17 protein-coding genes and 3 tRNA genes are annotated in these 20,480 nt (G+C 45.4%); 9 read left to right on the plus strand and 11 right to left on the minus strand.

Annotated features, from left to right (window positions below; translation table 11 throughout):
• Positions 1-374 precede the first annotated feature (374 nt).
• The gene (locus HUB64_RS10585) at positions 375-938 is read left to right on the plus strand and encodes an acetate uptake transporter (protein ID WP_173496958.1); all 564 of its coding nucleotides are present in this window, start codon (positions 375-377) and stop codon (positions 936-938) included.
• A gap of 68 nt (positions 939-1,006) precedes the next feature.
• On the opposite strand, the gene HUB64_RS10590 is transcribed toward HUB64_RS10585, so the two are convergent.
• Entirely contained in the window at positions 1,007-1,477 is a 471-nt protein-coding gene (locus HUB64_RS10590) for a YcxB family protein (protein ID WP_173497907.1), read from the minus strand.
• A 241-nt stretch (positions 1,478-1,718) separates the two neighbouring features.
• Between HUB64_RS10590 and HUB64_RS10595 the strand changes: the two genes are divergently transcribed.
• The gene (locus HUB64_RS10595; RefSeq protein WP_173496959.1) at positions 1,719-2,057 is read left to right on the plus strand and encodes a DUF1971 domain-containing protein; all 339 of its coding nucleotides are present in this window, start codon (positions 1,719-1,721) and stop codon (positions 2,055-2,057) included.
• 79 nt (positions 2,058-2,136) lie between these two features.
• Here the strand turns inward: HUB64_RS10595 and HUB64_RS10600 are convergent, their stop codons facing one another.
• Positions 2,137-2,553 (minus strand): VOC family protein, encoded by a 417-nt coding sequence (locus HUB64_RS10600; RefSeq protein ID WP_028759264.1) that lies wholly within the window; start codon positions 2,551-2,553, stop codon positions 2,137-2,139.
• Between the two features lie 56 nt (positions 2,554-2,609).
• On the minus strand, positions 2,610-3,224 hold the full coding sequence (locus tag HUB64_RS10605; protein WP_173496960.1) for an NADPH-dependent FMN reductase: 615 nt from the start codon (positions 3,222-3,224) through the stop codon (positions 2,610-2,612).
• Between the two features lie 147 nt (positions 3,225-3,371).
• Between HUB64_RS10605 and HUB64_RS10610 the strand changes: the two genes are divergently transcribed.
• On the plus strand, positions 3,372-4,007 hold the full coding sequence (locus tag HUB64_RS10610; RefSeq protein ID WP_173496961.1) for a metalloregulator ArsR/SmtB family transcription factor: 636 nt from the start codon (positions 3,372-3,374) through the stop codon (positions 4,005-4,007).
• Positions 4,008-4,113: 106 nt separating this feature from the next.
• On the opposite strand, the gene HUB64_RS10615 is transcribed toward HUB64_RS10610, so the two are convergent.
• The gene (locus tag HUB64_RS10615) at positions 4,114-5,040 is read right to left on the minus strand and encodes a hypothetical protein (RefSeq protein ID WP_173496962.1); all 927 of its coding nucleotides are present in this window, start codon (positions 5,038-5,040) and stop codon (positions 4,114-4,116) included.
• Between the two features lie 160 nt (positions 5,041-5,200).
• On the opposite strand from HUB64_RS10615, the gene HUB64_RS10620 reads away from it, so the two are divergent.
• Positions 5,201-5,923: a pseudouridine synthase gene (locus HUB64_RS10620; RefSeq protein WP_173496963.1), complete on the plus strand. Its 723-nt coding sequence runs from the start codon at positions 5,201-5,203 to the stop codon at positions 5,921-5,923.
• Positions 5,924-6,019: 96 nt separating this feature from the next.
• Here the strand turns inward: HUB64_RS10620 and hmpA are convergent, their stop codons facing one another.
• The 6 genes from hmpA to HUB64_RS10650 form a co-directional block, all read right to left on the minus strand.
• The gene (gene hmpA / locus HUB64_RS10625) at positions 6,020-7,213 is read right to left on the minus strand and encodes an NO-inducible flavohemoprotein (RefSeq protein ID WP_173496964.1); all 1,194 of its coding nucleotides are present in this window, start codon (positions 7,211-7,213) and stop codon (positions 6,020-6,022) included.
• Between the two features lie 250 nt (positions 7,214-7,463).
• On the minus strand, positions 7,464-9,089 hold the full coding sequence (locus tag HUB64_RS10630) for a methyl-accepting chemotaxis protein (protein WP_173496965.1): 1,626 nt from the start codon (positions 9,087-9,089) through the stop codon (positions 7,464-7,466).
• Between the two features lie 165 nt (positions 9,090-9,254).
• Positions 9,255-9,341, minus strand: a tRNA-Leu gene (locus tag HUB64_RS10635).
• 68 nt (positions 9,342-9,409) lie between these two features.
• Positions 9,410-9,496, minus strand: a tRNA-Leu gene (locus HUB64_RS10640).
• A 54-nt stretch (positions 9,497-9,550) separates the two neighbouring features.
• Positions 9,551-9,626 (minus strand) — tRNA-Phe (locus HUB64_RS10645).
• A 229-nt stretch (positions 9,627-9,855) separates the two neighbouring features.
• On the minus strand, positions 9,856-10,617 hold the full coding sequence (locus HUB64_RS10650; RefSeq protein ID WP_105249967.1) for an outer membrane protein assembly factor BamD: 762 nt from the start codon (positions 10,615-10,617) through the stop codon (positions 9,856-9,858).
• A 122-nt stretch (positions 10,618-10,739) separates the two neighbouring features.
• Between HUB64_RS10650 and rluD the strand changes: the two genes are divergently transcribed.
• From rluD to clpB, 3 genes are all read left to right on the plus strand, one after another.
• On the plus strand, positions 10,740-11,714 hold the full coding sequence (gene rluD, locus HUB64_RS10655) for a 23S rRNA pseudouridine(1911/1915/1917) synthase RluD (protein ID WP_105249966.1): 975 nt from the start codon (positions 10,740-10,742) through the stop codon (positions 11,712-11,714).
• Positions 11,715-12,449: a peptidoglycan editing factor PgeF gene (pgeF, locus tag HUB64_RS10660; protein ID WP_173496966.1), complete on the plus strand. Its 735-nt coding sequence runs from the start codon at positions 11,715-11,717 to the stop codon at positions 12,447-12,449.
• Positions 12,450-12,648: 199 nt separating this feature from the next.
• Positions 12,649-15,222, plus strand: coding sequence for an ATP-dependent chaperone ClpB (clpB, locus tag HUB64_RS10665; RefSeq protein WP_173246329.1), 2,574 nt, complete (start codon positions 12,649-12,651; stop codon positions 15,220-15,222).
• A 278-nt stretch (positions 15,223-15,500) separates the two neighbouring features.
• Here the strand turns inward: clpB and HUB64_RS10670 are convergent, their stop codons facing one another.
• On the minus strand, positions 15,501-15,968 hold the full coding sequence (locus HUB64_RS10670; protein ID WP_173496967.1) for a DUF4124 domain-containing protein: 468 nt from the start codon (positions 15,966-15,968) through the stop codon (positions 15,501-15,503).
• A gap of 94 nt (positions 15,969-16,062) precedes the next feature.
• On the opposite strand from HUB64_RS10670, the gene pssA reads away from it, so the two are divergent.
• Together pssA and HUB64_RS10680 are read left to right on the plus strand one after the other, a co-directional pair.
• Positions 16,063-16,914, plus strand: coding sequence for a CDP-diacylglycerol--serine O-phosphatidyltransferase (gene pssA / locus HUB64_RS10675; RefSeq protein ID WP_173496968.1), 852 nt, complete (start codon positions 16,063-16,065; stop codon positions 16,912-16,914).
• A 419-nt stretch (positions 16,915-17,333) separates the two neighbouring features.
• Positions 17,334-20,150, plus strand: a complete 2,817-nt coding sequence (locus tag HUB64_RS10680) for an InlB B-repeat-containing protein (protein ID WP_173496969.1) — start codon at positions 17,334-17,336, stop codon at positions 20,148-20,150.
• The last annotated feature ends 330 nt before the right edge of the window (positions 20,151-20,480 follow it).

Consider the following 20,480-nt stretch of genomic DNA (forward strand, 5'->3'; position numbering starts at 1 on the left):
GCATTATTATCACTGTTTATGGTCGATTTTTAATGAAGGTTTACTCGCCGCTGTTAACTGAATTATGCGGTAGTTATAAGAAGTCATATAAAATGAGATATGACGCATGTTGTAGGCCGTTTTTTTCTAGAATATTGAATTAAAAAGAATTAATTTTTATGTGTTTTTTAGTTTAAATTTTATTTTACAGTTTATTATTTTAACTTTATGTTTTTATTGTTTATTTTTATGTGTTCGTTTGTTTTTGATGATTACATTGCTAAGATTATAGCTATCCTCTAGAATGCGCCGCTCTCGCAGGTGCGCGTGCATAAGATTAATGGCAAATGCTATTGATTTTTATTGAATTATTGATTTTTCTCTAGGGGAACTCTGTGTCTACAAAACTGGCTAATCCAGCGCCATTAGGTTTAATGGGCTTTGGTATGACAACAATTTTGTTAAACATTCATAATGCGGGATATTTCCCTATTGATTCTATGATCTTAGCCATGGGGATTTTTTACGGCGGCATTGGTCAAGTGATTGTGGGGATTATGTGTTTCATGCGCGGCGATACTTTCGGTACGACGGCATTTACCTCATACGGTTTGTTTTGGTTAACGCTAGTGGGCCTCATTTTAATGCCTAATGCTGGCATTGCGGCGAGTCCAACGTATTTTATGGGCTGGTATTTAACGCTTTGGGGCATATTCACGGCATTTATGTTTGTGGGTTCTTTGCGTTATCCAAGAGCCAAACAGTTTGTGTTTGCTTCTTTGACTATCTTATTTTTTCTGCTGGCGGCGCGTGATTTTACGGGTAGCGCCTTGATTGGCACTATTGCGGGCTTTGAAGGGATACTTTGCGGCGCAAGTGCGATTTATTTTGCGATGGCGCAGGTGCTTAATAATGAGTATGGCCGTGCGATTTTACCGGTGGGTGAATTGAAAAAATAACGATTCGGCAATGCAGAACTGTAAAAAAGGCTGATGAAGATCAGCCTTTTTTATGGGTGTTAGCTGTACTAGATTTTAGTTTTAATATAGGCCACAGCTGCTTCATCTAAGCTACGAAGGGAAACATAACTCGTGCCTGCCTTGTGGGTGATCAAGAAGCCTTTTTCAGTTTCTTTAATCCGGTAAATCTCGGTCCATAAAATTTGGCTGGTCACAGACATCGATTGAGTGTGAATCCCTTGCTCATCAATGGTGAGTGTGACCTCATTGCTGGCCGCTTTACTCATCATCTGACGCATCAACCACCATGCTTTGTGATACTTCACATTGAGCGCTTCGATAACACCTAACCCAACAAAAAAGTAAGCTAAATAAAGGCTAATATCGGTGAAAATAAGCGCGATACCTATCAGGGTTAATCCAATGGCTTTGTAGTAAGGTTTGAGCGTGGGATCTGGTACCACTGATTGCGTATAGCATTCATCGAAATGGGCTTTATCTAAAATATACGTTGTGGAGTATGAATAGGGCGTTGGCATCATGTCATCTAATTGAGGTGGCACTTAATGCGGGCTAGTGTAGCGATTACAGTGATGAAAGTAACTAACCTTGCTATTGCAAGCATGAATGAGCACTTTGGTGTTTTCAAATTCGACGTTCAAACCCGCTCGTTTATACAGGTCAAGATATGAGTTGGACAGAAATACGGCAACGGCTATATTAGTCTTGCCGTAAGCATTGTTCGATTTTCGTGATTTGACACAAGGAGTGCAAAACATCATGGCCTTAGTCCCCAAAGATTTTGTAAATTACAAATCAACGCCGGTTTTCAACCATGACAACGTCCCTAAAATGTTGCTGCACATGCACAATACTAAGGCTGGCGTATATGGGCAAATTCAAGTGTTAACGGGCAGCTTAAAGTTTTATGGCTATACGGGTAGCAGGGGCGAGTTAGATAAAGAAATTATTATTCGCGCAGGTGAAACCGCCATTTCACATCCTGAATATTGGCATAAAGTGGAGCTACTGACCGAAGATACTCAGTTTAGACTCCACTTTTATGCCCATAAGGATTCGGCCATTGTGGCGCAGCAACAATCCGAGCGAAATGAATAGCATCTAGCAACTAACACTCAGTCCAATTCGCGCGGTTAGCAGCTGCAGCTGGCAACTTCTCGCTAATAACCGATTTACGCTAATAGCGATTTCGTTCCGTTGGAATATCAGTTAAATACTCCACAAATTCCACTTCAAAGCCATGGGCATCGAAGAAGTAAATATTGCGTCGATAGGGATCTTCCATGCCATCTTTGGCAATAGGGAAACCTGCTTGGGTCAGTCTTGCTATCACAGCATCTAAGTTGTCGGTCACAAAGGCAAAATGCGCCAGTCCAATTTGATGACCTGCCAAATCGCGGTTTTCACCTTCACCATTGTCACTAAAAGCAATGTATTGATAATCATCGCCAAAATGAATCCAATTACGGGGTTTGCCGTACCAAGTGCCTTTATCGCCACCGCGAACACGCCAATGGGGGAAAGCCGCTTGATAAAAGCGCAGTGCTGCGGGGATGTCGTCTACCACTAAATTGATATGCTCTAAATGAATCATAATGCGTTCCTTGTAATGATTTTAGTCTGTTGCTGGTGGTTAAAATCTCAAGCCGCTTACATACCGTAACAGTATTCCTGCTGTTTTGGGTACGCTTGATTGGCATGTTGTTCACGAATGGGGGCTAATGCTTGGGCGTATTGATGCAGCATATATAAGCTGTATTGCACTCTTTCCCTAAGCGCGATATCGCGGGCACTCTCAGGGATTGAATTGAGTACATGGCTGACATTGCGGATGATTAAGTGATCGGGTATGGGCACTAATTTATTGTTTTTAAGGGCATTCATCTTCACTTCAACGATAGGGTAGGTACCGCTAATACCATCCGATATTGAAACTAATAAGGCGGGTTTATGGGCGGTTTCTTCGCGAGTACACATCAACAAAAAGTTCTTCAGTAATGGTGATGCCATGCCGCCCCATTCCGGGGTGATCAGCACTAGCGCATCGGCTTCATCGACTCTGTGTTCTATTTCGGGCCAGTGTTCACCTTTGTTGTCTTCTTCTCCATCCCAAAAGGGCAGATTAAACAGGCATAGTTCTAAGTGATGTATCGTGTCGTAACCCATGTTGTGGGGAGATGAGAAACTGCTTTCCGCGATATAACGACCGACTTTAGCACTTTGTGAATCGGGTCTTTGGCTGGTGCTGATGATGAGTAATTTCATTAAGTAAACCTATTTGTTTATAAATTATTTGTAAGGTAATTGCTTTATTTAATATTGTAAAGGATAAAGTAAATAAAAAAGTTTATTTAATCTGTTAAAGCTACGGAGATTGGGAGATAATGCTTCGGCTGAAATCGGGGAGACTCAATGAAAACTACTGATAAGATTATTCAATTACTCAAGTTGCATGGCCCGCTTACTGCTAAAACCTTAGCGGAGGAATTGGCGTTAACGACTATGGGGGTGCGTCAACATCTGCAAGCTTTGGAAGATATGGGCGATGTGGATATTGAGGATCGAGTTGAAGGCCGCGGTCGCCCAACACGTTACTGGGGATTGACTGAACAAAGCCGTACTCACTTTGCCGATCGCCATGAGGAATTGACGGTACAGTTGATTGACTCGGTAAAAATGATCTTTGGCGACCAAGGCTTGGATAAGCTTATCGGTCACAGGGAGCAAAGTGCGTTAGTCCAATATCGTGCGGCAATGGAAGGTGCTACTGATATTCCGACACGTTTGGCCATACTTGCGAAATTACGCTCGAACGAAGGTTATATGGCGACCATAGAACACATCGATGGTGTGTATTTTTTACTCGAAAATCATTGTCCAATCTGCGCTGCAGCGACTAAGTGTTTGAACTTTTGCCGCTCTGAGTTGCAACTTTTTCAGCAGTTATTCGCTGATATTGCCGTGGTGAGCCGCGAAGAACATATCATCGAAGGTGCTCGCCGCTGTGCATATAAGATTGCGGTAATTAAAGTTGCGACGATAGCCTAGTAGTGCACTTAAGTTGTTTGCTTGAGGCGTTTTATCTGTGGGATAAAACGTCACTGAAAGCTAACGCTACATATTAAGCATTCGTTCTGGGCTTAAACTTAGGAGCTTAGGGCTTATCAGGTTCGTGATAGGCCAATAAGGTTTCGAAACGAGGATGCCCTTTAAGTTGTGAGAAATCAGCTTCATCCAACGCTAGCTCTTTGAAGGATGCGCTGTTATGGATGGCGCGTTCCAAATCAGAAATTGCCCTATCTTCAACACCTAAACACGCAAAGGCGCAGGCTCTTTGATAAAAAGCATGGGCGTTCGTTGGGTCAACTTCCAAAACACGATTACATAGGCTTTGTGCCCAATTAAATTCGCGCATTTCCATTGCGGCATCGGCCTTGTAGGTCAGCGCTTCCAAGTCTCCAGGTCGAATCGTGAGGATTTCATCGTAGACTTCAATTTTTTGTTCGGGTGTCTGGGCACTTTGGGCGCGTAGCCACAGATTATGAATTTCATTAATCACTTCTATTTCACGATTATTATCTGTGATAGTACGGCTCTTATGCTTGAGTTCTTGCTCGAGTAATTTGAACTTTTCTTCGTATTGTTCGGCAATACTCTGTAGCTGATTCGCGGCCAGTTTGGCGGTATGTGTCTTGATTTCCCGTAGGGATTGCCAGCCGATAAAGGCGACTAAAGAGGCGACGCCGGCGATCATATAAAAGAAGTAAGTGACAGTGACATTGGCGTAATTCATCGACTTGTCGGCAACGGCCAGTTCGCGATCTGTGATATCTATGGTGAGGCGCCGCTCAAGATCCTGTTGATCGTATCTGAGAGATTTGAGTTCATCGAAGACGTAGCGCTCTATCAGCGGTTTATCATGGATGGCGAAAGGTTGAGGCACTTCAGGGGGATTAACTGCATCGCTCGCTTGAGTGAAGAATGAGCTCGCGAGTATCACTAAAAACAAGGCTAAAAATAGCAGGTTCGAACGTATCATAACGGGACTTGCAGATAAGTTTTTGATGCGGTAACCACTCACAATAAGATGAATTGAACGCCTAGCTTAACAAATTTTGCCTAGTTTGATCTAATTTTGCTCTAAATAAGCTCTGTGATGCTTACTGTATTGGCTCGCTATGACCTGAACTCGCATCCTGCTAGAATGGCTATCCCATTCATATTTCGTCATTTGTGGTGTTATGCAGTCTAAGCGCGGCCGACTCGATCGTTATCTCTGTACCCAGTTACACACTCACCGTAAAGCGGTACGTGAACTGTTACTCTTGGGCCGAGTACGCGTTGATGGATTGATAGTGAAGGACATGGATAGGCAAGTGGATGAGTTTTCTCACATCCAACTCGATGGGCAAATATTACAGGCCAACACGCCAGTTTATTTGATGTTGCATAAGCCGATTGGCGTGGTGAGCGCGACTAAAGATACTCAGCATAAAACCGTGATGGATTTGCTCGATTGCGAAGCCCGTGATGAGTTACATATCGCGGGTAGACTAGATTTAAATTCTTCGGGTTTGTTATTACTGACCAATGACAGCCGCTGGTCTGATGCACTAATGTCACCGACGTATAAGGTCGATAAAGTGTATCGCGTCACCTTAGCTAATCCATTAACTGAAGAATATATCGCCGCATTTGCCGAAGGTATGTATTTCAGCTTTGAAGATATAATGACTCAGCCTGCTAAATTGGTGATCCTTGCTGATCATGTTGCTGAAGTGACTTTAAAGGAAGGTAAGTACCATCAAATTAAGCGGATGTTTGGTCGCTTTCGAAACCCAGTTGTTGGTCTACATAGATTATCAATAGGTGATATTGTGTTGGATGAAGCTCTGGCGTCGGGCGAAAGTCGTATGCTGACTGCCGCAGAAGTGGCTTCTATCCGCTGTAAACCGGTAGCTTAGAGACATAGAGCACTTCAATTTATTAGCCATTATTCTGCGGATTCTAAATATAAAAATGGACTTGAGAGTCAAGTGTCCCAAGCCCGTGACATGGGATTAGAGATCGGCGTGGGGGCCGAATACTTCATAGTGCATGTTTTCAGCTGAGACACCCAGAACGAGTAATTGTTGCTTGATGGCTGACATAAATCCAATAGGCCCGCAGAAATAGTAACGTGCATGGGGAAGCAGTTGATCTGCGACTTTGCTTAATTCCATTTGTCCTTCGAAATCATAATCTGTACCTACCACATCGGTTGAACTCGGCTTGCGATACCAAACATGGCTCTTCAGATTTTGATGTTGCTGGCGCTTGGTGTGAATAGCCTGTTTGAAACCATGTACATCACCTTGCTCACAGGCATGTAGCCAAGTAATAGCACTTGGATGTTGCAACTTGATCAATTGATTCAACATGCTTTTCATCGGTGTTTGACCCACTCCTGCCGAAATGAGCACTACGGGGATGTCCGCCCCAACTTCTAAGATAAAATCTCCCGCCGGCGGCATAACTGCAATTTTGTCACCGATATGCATGGTATCGTGTAGCAGATTAGACACTTGGCCACCTAATTCACGTTTCACACTGATGCGGTAGCTGTTGCCATTCGGTGCATCGGATAGGGAATATTGGCGGATTTCTTCATATGCTAAATTGGGATGTTTTAGCTTCAAACTTAAGTACTGACCGGGAATGAAATCTTTAACTGGTTTACCATCTTCGGGCGTCAATATGAAGGAGGTAATGACTGTGGACTCTGTCTTTTTCGCGCTAATAATAAACTGACGCTCACCCAACCAACCGCCATCTTGTTCTGCATTTGACTGATAAATTTGAGCTTCTCGTTGAATAAACATATCTGCTAAAAATCCATAGGCCTGCGCCCAAGCTTCTAATACTTCTTCTGTTACTGCATCACCGCCTAACTCTTTAAGGGTGGCCAATAAGTGGCTGCCGACGATCGCATATTGCTCAGGCTTGATCAGAAAGCCTGTATGTTTTTGGGCAATGCGCTCGACAGTCGAACTTAGCACCGCTAAGTTTTCAATATTTTTAGCATAAGCCGCGACGGCGTTGAATAGGGCAACAGGCTGGCCACCAGAATGCTGGTGTGCCAAGTTAAATACATCTTTTAGTTCAGGATTATGTTTGAACATACGTTCATAAAAATGGATCGTCAGCGCAGGGCCTGCGGATTCGAGTAAGGGGATAGTGCTCTTGATAACTTGGATTGTACGGCTGTCCAACATAGAAACTCCTTAACGTGCAAATATTATGAATGTTAAATAAGTTTAAAGATCTATTTGATTTGGATCAATAGTGATGATCGCAATTCGTGCTACCGACAAGCGTGATTAAGGTCATTTGAAGTGCTTTATCAAAGCGGATATGAGATAGGGGAATGATAAATAAATTTATTATTTCAATACATTACAGATGGTTTAAGGGAGGTTAACTGCAACAGCAAAGCTTATTGCAGTCATAGTGTGGTTTTTTGACTTATAGTTTAAATGCACTCACTTGATTGCGCATACTGTTGGCGAGTTTAGTTAAATTAACCACAGATTCACTTAATTCAGCCGCCGATGCGGTGGAATGTTCGGCAATATCGCTGATGGCAATAATACTGCGATTAATGCTTTCGGCAACGCTACTTTGTTCTTCGGCAGCGGTCGCAATATGAGTATTAAGTTCTGTGATGCTATCTACTGAGGAGACGATTTCTTTCAGTGCTTGGCCTGCTTGATTAGCTTTATCATTAGCATCATCTACTTGATTTATACCTATTTCCATAGCGTTAACTGCTTCTTTAACGCCTTGTTGTAGTGTGGCAATCATGGCCTCAATTTCTTGGGTAGACTTTTGGGTGCGCTGCGCAAGGGTCCGCACTTCATCCGCAACGACTGCAAAGCCGCGGCCTTGTTCCCCCGCGCGGGCCGCTTCAATGGCGGCATTTAATGCCAATAGATTGGTTTGCTCGGCAATGCTTTTTATCACATCGAGTACGCGGCCGATATTTTGGCTCTCATTAGACAGAAATCCAATGACTTGTGCCGTTTTTTGAATTTGATCAGATAATTGCGACATACTGCTAATCGATTGCATCACAATATTATTGCCATTGGCTGCATAGGTGTCGGCATCTTTGGCTGAATCTGCCGCCGCAGATGCGCTTTGGGCGACTTCTGCGACCGTTGCCGTCATCTCATTCATGGCCGTTGCAGTTTGCTCCGTTTCGGCTTGCTGCTGTTGCATACGTTTATTGGTTGCCTGCGTGAAGCTACTTAACTCATTTGCTGAACTATTAACGGTATTTGCCGCTTCGGCAATTGAATGAAGAATGCCCCGCAAGTGTTCAATAACTTGGGTGAGGCTAGTGGATATTTGTCCTAGCTCATCGTGATTAAAAGTAGTGAATTTGACGGTAAGATCTGAGTCTTGATGGATCAGCTTAAGTTTACTGAGAATGTCATTAATAGGATTCATCACGCTGCGATTGACCCAGAGCCCAATCACAATACTGATAATCATGGCGGCACAGGCTAATGCTACAAAAATAGTGATTGAAGATTGGTAAATGGCATTCACACGATCTTTTTCTTCGCCTGCCACGCGAATTTGCAGTGCAATCAGTTCAGATATTTGGTTACTGATGGGGTCTATTACTTGGTAAAGCGGCAGGATATTGGCCGATAATTGGCTTGATACATCGCCATTTAATCCTCTTAAGCGTGAGACCAGAGTGTCAATCTGTTGATTTGCGGGTGAGAACAGCACTTCGGCTTGTTTTACGAGTCGGGATTCTTCTGAGGTAAGTTCAGTGGCTAAGTATTTTTGCCAATGCTGGGTAATGGTAGATTTGGCACTGTCTAGCGCTTCAGCTGCTTGAGAGGCGGTGAAACCACCCGCGTTCGCCTTATTGACCGCATCGATAACATCGACCGCGTATTTATCAGCAATCACTTTTAAATCGTCTAGTGGCACAACTCTATCGCCATAGATACGTTCAACACCCGATTCAATTTTACCCATCATATTAATGGCGAGAAAGCCAATCGTCATTAGCATTACAAGGGGAACCAGAATGCCGATAAACATTTTTTGTTTTATTTGTAAACCGTTCATATGGATAGCCTCAGTGAACTAAAGAGTCCTTTAGGCAGAACTCTATCTATCCCTATGATGAGTCTGTAACAATAGGTATAGCAAATCTGAGGAAAGAGGGGAGAGTTACAGAAAATTTATTTTGCTTTAGATACAAAAAAACCTCGCTTGGCGAGGTTTAAATGTTGGTACAGATGAGAGGACTTGAACCTCCACGCCCTTGCGAGCACCAGCACCTGAAGCTGGCGTGTCTACCAATTCCACCACATCTGCATGGCTATTCGATATTTCATCGAATTGACAATCTTAACACTGTGAATCTTAACTTTTGAACTGCAATTTGGTACAGGTGAGAGGACTTGAACCTCCACGCCCTTGCGAGCACCAGCACCTGAAGCTGGCGTGTCTACCAATTCCACCACACCTGCACTGTACCTATCGCAGTTCTCTAAAATAAGTCGCTATCGCAACTCATTTAAAGATGGTGCCCGAACCCGGAATCGAACCAGGGACACGAGGATTTTCAATCCTCTGCTCTACCGACTGAGCTATTCGGGCGACGGGCGCAATTTAAAGGCTTTTCGGGTTTTGAGTCAATAGATTTTTACTAAATAACGGAAAAAGTGACTCAGTTGGATAAGATTTACACGAAAGTGTCATTTGTGTTGGTATTGAGAATGTAAAAATAGCCAAACCACTATCCACACTGAGAACTTAGCGTTATCTATTTATGGCTTATCTAGGGTCACCAAGCAAAAAAATGCCCCTATTAAAGGGGCATTCTCGGTTAGTTTGATAAGATTTCATTGTTTGGGAAGTTAGCTTGCATTACCATGAGCACGTTTTGCTTCAGCTTGCTCTGACCTAATTCGCCATAAGCTTCTATCATTATCTCTAATGCCCGTTCATTTGAAGGGGTGCCAGGGTATGTTTCCATTACAGATTGTGCTCGGATTGCTGCGGCGCTCCATGCATTCATCTTGAGATAATACTCGGCAACTTGAATTGAATATTTTGCTAAGCGATTCTTCAACGCTAACATGCGTTTTTGCGCATCGGCGGCATATTTGCTGTTAGGGTAGGTTTTGATAAGACGATCAAAATCTTTGAAAGCATCTTGAGCATTTTTAGGGTCACGATCGGTTCGGTCGATATTAAGCATGTCGTGGAACATGTAATTGTCGGCTTGCATGTTCACTAAACCGCGCATATAGAACACGTAGTCTACATCTGGATGAGTTGGATTAAGACGGATAAATCTGTCTATGTTCGCAATACCAGAAGCGACATCGTCCATTTTATAGTAAGCATATATCAGGTCTAACTGGACTTGAGTTTTGTGAGGTCCGAAGGGGAAGCGTGAGTCTAACGCTTCCAAAGAACGGACAGCTTTAGAGTAATTGCCAAGCTCCATAGAGGTTCTTGCCTGAGTATAAAGTACATCAGGTGACGTTTTGGCGGCAATATCGTTATCATCAGGGCTGCTGCTACAGGCTGATAACGCTAGTGAAAATAGGACTAAGGTAACGCCTTTGGAAAATTTATACATACTTGAATTCAATTCTTTTTAAGTTGTAGTTAAGAATTTTTCCATTTCACTATAAAATAGAAAACATCCGATTGTAACAGATAGCACACATTTTTTGACCCCTAAATGGGGATACGGTTCCTATGACACAAGAGATTAATCTAAAAAGCGAGATTTCGGCAACACAAACTGGACTGAGATTAGATCAGGCCCTAGCAGAGTTGTTCCCAGATTACTCGCGCACGCGCATCAAGGAATGGATCCTATCTGATGCAGTTTATGTTGACGGCGTTGTCGTTAATAAGCCCCGAGAGAAAGTTTATGAGCTGCAACAGATACTCATAGATGCCACTCTTGAAGAAGAAGTTCACGCAGCGGCACAGGCCATTGATCTGGATATCGTCTATGAAGATGACGACATTATTGTGATCAACAAGCAAGCGGGACTCGTGGTTCACCCTGGTGCTGGCAATGCCGATGGCACTTTGATGAATGCACTATTGCACCATTGTCCCGATATTGAGCATGTACCACGTGCTGGTATTGTGCACCGTCTGGACAAGGATACTACAGGTTTAATGGTTGTAGCCAAAACCGTTGAAGCGCAAACCCATTTAGTGGCCGCCTTGCAGGCCCGTGAAATCACTCGTGAATACGAAGCGATTGTGATGGGGACTATGACAGGTGGCGGTACTGTTGATGAGCCGATTGGTCGTCATCCAACGAAACGTACTCATATGGCGGTGCATCACTCAGGTAAACCAGCTGTGACGCATTATCGTGTGGCGGAAAAATTCCGTAATCACACTCGTCTAAGATTGCGCCTTGAATCTGGCCGTACTCACCAAATTCGTGTGCACATGGAATACATTGGCCACGTATTAGTGGGCGATCCTGTGTATGGTGGTCGTCCAAAACCGCCGAAATGGGCCAGCCCAGAGTTTTTTGATATTCTGAAAAACTTCAAGCGCCAAGCGCTGCACGCTGTGCGTCTTGAATTAGCGCACCCTGTGAGTTGTGAAATCATGAGCTGGCACGCGCCAATTCCTGAAGACATGGTGATTTTGACGAAAGCACTGCGTCAAGACACAGTCGAGCATCCGATCGAGTATTTGTAAGTGTTTCATCACGATTGGCCTGTTCCCGCTAATGTCAGCATCGCTATGACAAATCGTCATGGCGGTGTGAGCGTGCATCCTTATGACAGTCTGAATCTTGGACTGCATGTCGGTGATGCGCCAGAGTTGGTGATGGCTAATCGTGAATTACTCTGCAAACAATTAGCGTTAACCGCTGAGCCTGTCTGGCTCGAGCAAGTGCATGGTACTCATGTGCTTAATTTAGATGCGCTGAGCTTAGCTCCTGCTGTGGATACACCGATTGCCGATGCCTGTTACAGCCGAACCGCGAGCCTAGTTTGCGCTATAATGACTGCCGATTGTTTACCTGTGTTGTTGTGTAATCAAGCGGGAACCGAAGTGGCTGCAGCCCATGCCGGTTGGCGTGGTTTATGTGATGGCGTGATTGAGGCCACCGCGGCGCAGTTTAGTTCACCTATGGATGAGTTGATTGCCTACCTCGGCCCGGCTATTGGTCCACAAAAATTTGAAGTCGGTGTTGAAGTACAGCAAGCCTTTTGTACTTTACATCCGCAGTCTGCAGTGTGTTTTATTCCAAGTGGTAACAAGTATCTTGCCGATATTATTGGCTTGGCTAAATTACGCTTGAGTTTACTCGGTATAAACCATATTTATAGCGCAGATATCTGCACAGTCAGCGACACGGATTACTTCTCTTATCGTCGCGATAAGGTGACGGGACGCATGGCTTCATTGATCTGGCTTAAGTCTTAAGCTAATTCCCCTACAGTTTGTATTTATTTGCGCGTTATTCGCTTGAATTTGGCTAAATAGCCCCCATCTTTTAACTAACGAAATGTAATACCAATCCTATTTAGATCTCTCCATTAGCGGTACTGATTTTAAAGCCACTAAATTGGCAAGATGTCCTGTGGATTGGCATATCTCTACTATATGAGTGTTAGGAGGCTGTATGCGACTCGATCGTATGACCAATAAATTTCAGCTTGCCATCTCTGATGCCCAGTCACTCGCACTTGGGCGTGATCATCAGTTTATTGAACCGCTGCATTTGATGATGGCATTGTTGAACCAAGATTCAGGTTCAATCCATCCCTTATTGACCCAAGCTGGCATTCGAGTGAGTGCGCTGCGATCGCTCTTGAGTCAAGAGCTGGAACGCTTACCTCAAGTCGAAGGTACGGGCGGCGATGTACAATTATCCCAAGGTTTAATCCGTTTATTAAATCTGTGCGATAAATTGGCGCAAAAGCGTAAAGACAAATATATCTCTAGTGAATTATTTGTATTAGCTGCGTTAGAAGGTGTCGATGCTCTTGCGCAAGCGTTGAAAAAAGCCGGCGCGACCAAAGAGTTGATGGAGCAAACCATTGAACAAATGCGTGGCGGCCAAAAAGTGGATGATCCGAACGCTGAAGATCAACGCCAAGCGTTGAAGAAGTTTACTATCGATCTCACCGAGCGAGCTGAACAAGGCAAGTTAGATCCTGTGATCGGCCGTGACGATGAAATTCGCCGCACGATCCAAGTATTACAACGTCGCAGTAAAAACAACCCCGTCCTTATCGGTGAACCGGGTGTGGGTAAAACGGCGATTGTTGAAGGACTTGCCCAGCGTATCGTTAATGGTGAAGTCCCCGAGGGCATTAAAAATAAGCGTGTCTTATCCCTCGATATGGGCTCATTGATTGCGGGCGCTAAATATCGCGGTGAGTTCGAAGAACGTTTAAAAGCGGTATTGAATGAGTTAGCGCAGGAAGAAGGTCAAGTGATCCTCTTCATCGACGAACTGCATACTATGGTCGGCGCCGGTAAAGGTGAAGGCGCAATGGATGCGGGTAACATGCTCAAACCTGCGTTAGCGCGTGGTGACTTGCACTGTGTGGGCGCGACCACACTTGATGAGTATCGTCAGTATATTGAAAAAGATGCGGCGCTTGAACGTCGTTTCCAAAAAGTGCTGGTGGATGAACCAAGCGTTGAAGATACCATCGCCATTTTGCGTGGACTGAAAGAACGTTACGAGCTGCATCACCATGTGGAAATTACCGATCCGGCGATAGTGGCGGCAGCGACCATGTCGCACCGTTATGTGTCGGATCGTAAGTTGCCCGATAAAGCGATCGATTTGATCGACGAAGCGGCATCAAGCATCCGTATGCAGATGGATTCAAAACCTGAGTCACTCGACAGGCTTGAACGTCGTGCTATCCAGCTCAAACTGGAGGAGCAGGCGTTAGCCAAAGAAAATGATGAGGCGAGTCGTCGCAGGCTTGATCATTTGCAAGAGGAATTACGTGACGTTGAAGCGAAAGCTTCAGAGTTGAACGAAATCTGGCGTACTGAAAAAGCCGCATTAGCGGGCACTCAGCACATAAAAGCCGATCTCGAACAGGCTCGAATGGACTTAGAAGTGGCGCGTCGTGCGGGTGATTTAACTCGGATGTCTGAGCTGCAATACGGTCGTATTCCTGAGCTTGAAAAACAGCTCGATTTGGCATCGCAAGCCGAAATGCAGGACATGACGTTATTGCGTAACAAGGTTACTGAGTTCGAAATCGCCGAAGTATTGTCGAAAGCGACGGGAATACCCGTATCGAAAATGCTTGAAGGCGAGCGCGAAAAATTACTGCAAATGGAAGTGGCGCTGCATGAACGAGTGATCGGCCAAAACGAAGCCGTCGATGCGGTTGCGAATGCGATTCGTCGTAGCCGCGCGGGTCTGGCGGATCCAAATCGCCCGATTGGCTCGTTCCTGTTCTTAGGCCCAACGGGTGTAGGTAAAACTGAGCTGTGTAAATCACTGGCGAGGTTCTTATTTGATACCGAATCGGCTTTAGTGCGCATTGATATGTCTGAGTTTATGGAGAAACACTCAGTATCGCGTTTAGTGGGGGCGCCTCCTGGATACGTAGGTTATGAAGAGGGCGGTTACTTAACGGAAGCCGTTCGTCGCAAACCTTATTCAGTGATATTGCTCGACGAAGTCGAGAAAGCGCATCCCGATGTGTTTAACATCTTACTGCAAGTGCTTGATGATGGACGCTTAACCGATGGTCAAGGTCGTACTGTAGATTTTAGAAATACAGTGATTATCATGACCTCGAACTTAGGCTCCGACATTATCCAAGAAGGATTTGGTCAAGTGACCTATGCAGAGATGAAAGCGGCGGTAATGAATGTGGTCACTCACAGTTTCAGACCCGAGTTTTTAAACCGTATCGATGAATCTGTGGTGTTCCATCCATTGGATGCTGCCAATATCAAGCGTATTGCTTCGATACAGATTGCTTCCTTACGCCAACGTTTGGCTGAAAAGGACTATACATTGGAGATCACCGACGACGCATTATCACTGATTGCGGAAATTGGTTTCGATCCTGTGTATGGTGCAAGACCGTTGAAACGGGCATTGCAGCAAGAAGTCGAAAACCCGCTGGCGCAGAAATTACTGCGTGGTGACTTGTTACCGGGTAAACCGATCAAGGTCAGTTGTGCGGGTGGCGAGTTAGTGTTCGAGCAATAACCTGTGACCAGTAGCTAGTCATTTAGTGTGTTGTTTGAATGCGATACGTTAATCGCAAGCTTGAAGTTGGATATGTTGAAATAGGCGAACTGAAATAAGCGTTCTTGAATGAACGAGCTTGAAATAAACTATCTTGCAATAAGAGATAGCGCTGTTTTAGTCAGTATCGCTCCCGCTTCAAGCACTAAAACGAAAGGAGCCGAGTTTTTAACTCGGCTCCTTTTTTATTGCATCAGCGTTAATCGTTGTTCATTAATGTAGTGGCATAGTAAATTTGGCTACTTCTTATCACAGAAGAGTTTGATTCTTTCCTGCTGCTGGGCAATCGAGGCTTGGCGATCTTCTTCAGTCATAGCGACAGATTCACCCGAATCGGAAGTTTGGCGGATAAGCTTAGTGTGCGTTGTGAGTATTTCTAAATTGTGTTTTGCACTCTCACAAATGGAGTTAGCCTGTTTGGCGTCTTTTTCTTTAATCAGCGCCGCTGACTTTTCTAATTCATTGGCTTTAGAAGTTGGCTCAACTTTCTTTACCGGTGCGATAAAACCCACTTTCGCCTGCTCTAAATCTTCACTGTAGAGCTTTTCTGCTTTGATGTTTTCTTGTTGCGGGGCTTGTTGGCTGTAATGCGTCACCCCATTTTCGTCGACCCAAGTATAGATAACGCCCGCAGAAACGGGGCTAATGAAAAGGCCGAGCCAGAGCCATCGATACAGTATTATTCTGAACATGTTCACTTTTAACATCGAAATTATCCCTAACTGGTCTCTCATCGACATGATAATAAAATATGTTATCTTGAAAGCTAACTTCTCTTCACTGAACTAGCGTAATAAGTGTATGCAAAATTCTTCAAATCAAACAGTAAAGAATAAAGGTATCTATTTACTGCCTAATCTTTTTACGACAGCAGGATTGTTTTCTGGCTTTTATGCTGTGATTGCTTCCATGAATGCTAACTTTGAAGCTGCTGCAATAGCCATTTTTATAGCCATGATCTGTGATGGTCTCGATGGTCGAGTGGCAAGACTGACTAATACCCAAAGTGATTTTGGTGCCGAATACGACAGTATGGCGGATATGGTGTCCTTCGGAATGGCGCCAGCACTACTCGCCTACAATTGGGCATTAGCCGACTTAGGTAAAATTGGTTGGTTGGCGGCATTTATTTATTGTGCAGGTGCGGCACTCAGGCTCGCTCGATTTAATACGCAAGTTGGCGTTGCCGATAAGCGTTATTTTCAAGGTCTCGCTAGTCCGGCCGCTGCAGCTGTTATTGCTGGCAGCATTTGGCTTGGTAATCAATACAGTCTCGATGGAAAAAATATCAGTTGGATTGCAGCCCTTGTGACTGCGGCAACTGGTTTATTGATGGTCAGTAATTTTCGCTATCACTCTTTTAAAGAAATTGACTGGCGTGGCAAGGTTAACTTTATCGTGATCTTACTGGTCGTCGGTGTATTTGTGGTGGTGTCAGTTCAACCTGCATTGATCTTATGTGTCGGCTTCTACTTATATGCGATTTCAGGCCCGATCATTACTATCAGAACGGTAAGGAAACTCAAAGTCGCGCATATTGTCGGTGATGATACGGTGACGAATGTCGAGATCAATCACTCAACCCAAGCTGCAGCACAAACACAAAGCGCTACAAGTATCGAAAAAGAGAAACAAGAAGAGTATAAATCTTAGGGCTCGTGCTTTTGATCAGTGCTTATCATTAGCTAGGTGCAAACAAGAGTAAGACATCACACTGGGCATAACGCTTTTAGAGGTTTGCTGATAGATATTACGAAAAATAGCTATCAACTTCTGTTTATGCCCATTCAATCTATTAAAACTCCAGCAATAGGCTATTCCTTCTGCCAAACTTATCAACCCAAACAGCGATATTGCTCAGTATTGCAGTATATTTCTGCAGTTTGGTGGTTATTTATTCGCTTGGCGCAGATTGTTAAAAAAGCCCTTGCACAAAAAGTTTCACTGCCTATAATGCGCATCCACTGACACGGCAGACAGCGTTAAGCAGCCTGATGTGACGGTTCATCGATGAGTTTACTGATTGATGAGTGTTGAGAAAGTTTGCAAAACTCCTTGACGCGAAACGGGAAATGCGTAGAATACGCAGCCCTAGCCAACTGGAAGCGTTCGACGCTCAGTGTGGTACTCAAGTTCTNTACAGTCAGAATGTGTATGTCGTAAGCTTTGTCGATGCCGAAGGTCAGTCGTTATCGACCCAGCAAATTACTCATGGTCAGTCGGCAACAGCGCCAGCTGTGCCAGCGCGGGAAGGGTATACTTTCACCGGTTGGGATGTCAGTTTTGCTAAAGTGACATCAGCTTTAACAGTGACAGCGCAATACAGCCAGAATGTGTATGTCGTAAGCTTTGTCGATGCCGAAGGTCAGGTGTTATCGACCCAGCAAATTACTCATGGCCGGGCTGCGACTGCACCAACGGCACCAGAGCGGGAAGGTTATACCTTCACTGGCTGGGATGCGGACTTTAGCAAAATCACTGCCGCCTTAACGGTAAAGGCCCAGTATAAAGATCGTCTGTATCAGGTCAGTGTCAATACGGTCGCAGGGGTGACGATCAGCCCAGCGCAACAAGCAATTCCCCATGGCCAATCTGCGGTGTTTAGTTTGACGCAAACCGATCCGGCGCTTTATCTGCAAGTGCATGGTTGCGGTGCTGTGCTGCGACAACAAACCATCCACACTGCCGCCATTACGGCAGATTGTATAGTCGAATTGCAAAGTTTCGCTGCTTTTGCGGTGCAAGCAGCCGTCCAGACGAATCTGGTCACTGCCAATCAGTCTGTTGCGGTAACTGTCAGCGGAGGCAGTGGCCAGTTCCGCTGGTTGGGTGGTGAGGTGTTGCGAGCGAACCAGCTGCAGCAGCTATCGCCAGAACAAGTCAGCACTCTCTTCAAGGCGGTTTCCGCCACTGAATTTATCTTTAGCAGTCAGCAAACCGGTCGTTATCAGTTGCAGTTGCAGGATGAACAAAGCCAGCAAATTCAGATACTGACGCTGGAAGTGCATCCATTTGTTGCTTTTACTGCCGCCTCACAACAGGTTGCACAGCAAACGGCAGCCAAAATCAGTATTTGGCTCAGTGATGAAGCGATCAGCTATCCGGTGACGGTAGAGTTTAGCGCTGAAGGCGTTCAGCTTAGCGAAGAGAAGCTGTTGATTGATCTGCAGGACGAGCGGCGTCGCAGTTATCAATTATCGGAACAAACCAGTAATAATGCCACGATCAAGCTGACCGCAGTCAGTTCAGGCAATGCGGTTTTGGGCACTCCGGCGATCCATCAACTGCAGACTGGTGCTATGGCCAGCACTGCTGCGTTGCAGGTCAGCATAGAACAGGACGGTTTATCTGGTTATGCCGTCAGGCAGGAAGCTGGTTTGATCAGGTTGCAGGCTGGCAATAGTCACGACAAAGTGCTGGATTATCGCTGGGAGTTAGGCGAGTTAGCTGTCGCTGCTGTGGTGGAAGCTGATGTGATGATGCTGGATCCTGCCAAGTTACAAGGCCGTTATCAGTTTAAGCTGCAAGCGACTGACAATAATCAAACTCTGGAAACGGATCTGGTGTTGTTGGTGGTGGCTGGTTGCGCGCATGATCATTGTGGCAGCGAGCTTGACCAGAGCGGTTTGCCAGCGGCAGCGAATTTATTCACTGCCCAGCCTGGCCGGTTACCGCTTTGTCCAAAAGTTGAACAGGACCAGAATGGCCGAGTCAGTAGCTGTACCCCGGCCGAAGCAGGCGTTAGTTATTTGGAAATTCCGGCGCAATATCAACTGACGCTGGGTCAACAAAGTGAGGCCAGTTCCTGGGCCAGTGGCCAGTTTGGCGTGGCGTTGAATGACGGCGCTTTACCTGATCAAGGCTACCAGCAACAAAGCCAGTTGGTCGATTTTGAGATCCGAAACCTGAATAATCAGGGTGAAAGTGTGCCTGTTGTGATCCCGTTGCCGCAAGGCCGTCAGATCAATACTGAAAGTGTCTGGCGTAAACATCACAATGGCCGCTGGTTTGATTTTGTGCAAAACAGCCGTAATCAGTTGTTTAGTGCAGGCAAAAATAGTGAAGGCCGTTGTCCGTTGGTGTCAGATGTGGTGTGGACACCGGGTTTAACTGCGAAGGATGAATGTGTGCGGCTTATTATTGAAGATGGCGGTCCAAATGATGCTGATGGTAAAGCCAATGGTGTCATTGTTGATCCAGGAGTACTGGCGCAGGTAGTACGGACCGATAAAGTCTATAACACTGCGGGTGGCAGCACCGGCTGGTGGTCTTTGGTAGGTTTGTTGGCATTGGTGCTGCGGCGTCGGGTAGGACTGCTGTTGCTAGTGGCGGGTTCTGCACCTGTGGTCGCAGAGCCCATGGCGCTGGATAAGATATATCTGCGTGCGACTGTTGGTCAGATGGATACCGACAGCCGTTTTCAGTTACAAGGTCAGCAATTCAGCGCGGAGCAGGAGCAGCGGCTGGCCTGGCAACTGCATGGGGGCTATCAGTTAAATACATACCTGGCGCTGGAAGGCGGTTGGTTGGATGCTGGTGAGTTAACGGTGCGCCTGCCTGGTGTGTTGCAACAGACTGAGTTGCCTGATGTTGCACGACTGGTCAGCGGTTCAGGTTATGGTCCAACATTGGCGGTGCGCTTGTCTTATCCTCTGGCTGGCCCGGTGTCCGTGTTTGGCACTGCTGGTGGCTGGTATTTAATGCAGCGGCAGCAGTTATTTGATACTGCTGCTGAATCACGCTCGCAGCAAAATTGGCAAGCTGCCTACACCGCGGGTCTAAGCTGGACCTTGTCAGAACAATGGTCCGTTCAGCTTAGTTATGGTAGCTATCAGACATCACCACAAGTCAGTAATCTGACCGCTGTCGGTATTCAGTGGCATTTTTGATCTTGTTAACTGCTGGCAAATTACAGTTTTAGTCGCTGGCAGCTTTCTATTGTTGACCCCGCCTTTGTTGCGGGGTTTTTTATGTGTGCGCAGTTATCTGACTGTGTCCGCGCCGAAAATCGAGCTACTCAGCTTAAATCGCATTATTTAGGATCCTCGACTCAACAAAAGTCTTGATGTGGAGGACTTGCTATGCCGCGCCCAAGAAGAACTCAGATGAGTGTCGAACTGCTTTTTAATATCCCCCATTTCTATTATTACTGCAGTCGTGTCGTTTGGCGTGCACTCTTTTGTAGATAAAGAGTATGGGGTAATGATGCTTTTTCGGCT

Source organism: Shewanella sp. ISTPL2 (genome assembly GCF_013283205.1).
Lineage (GTDB): Bacteria > Pseudomonadota > Gammaproteobacteria > Enterobacterales > Shewanellaceae > Shewanella > Shewanella oncorhynchi.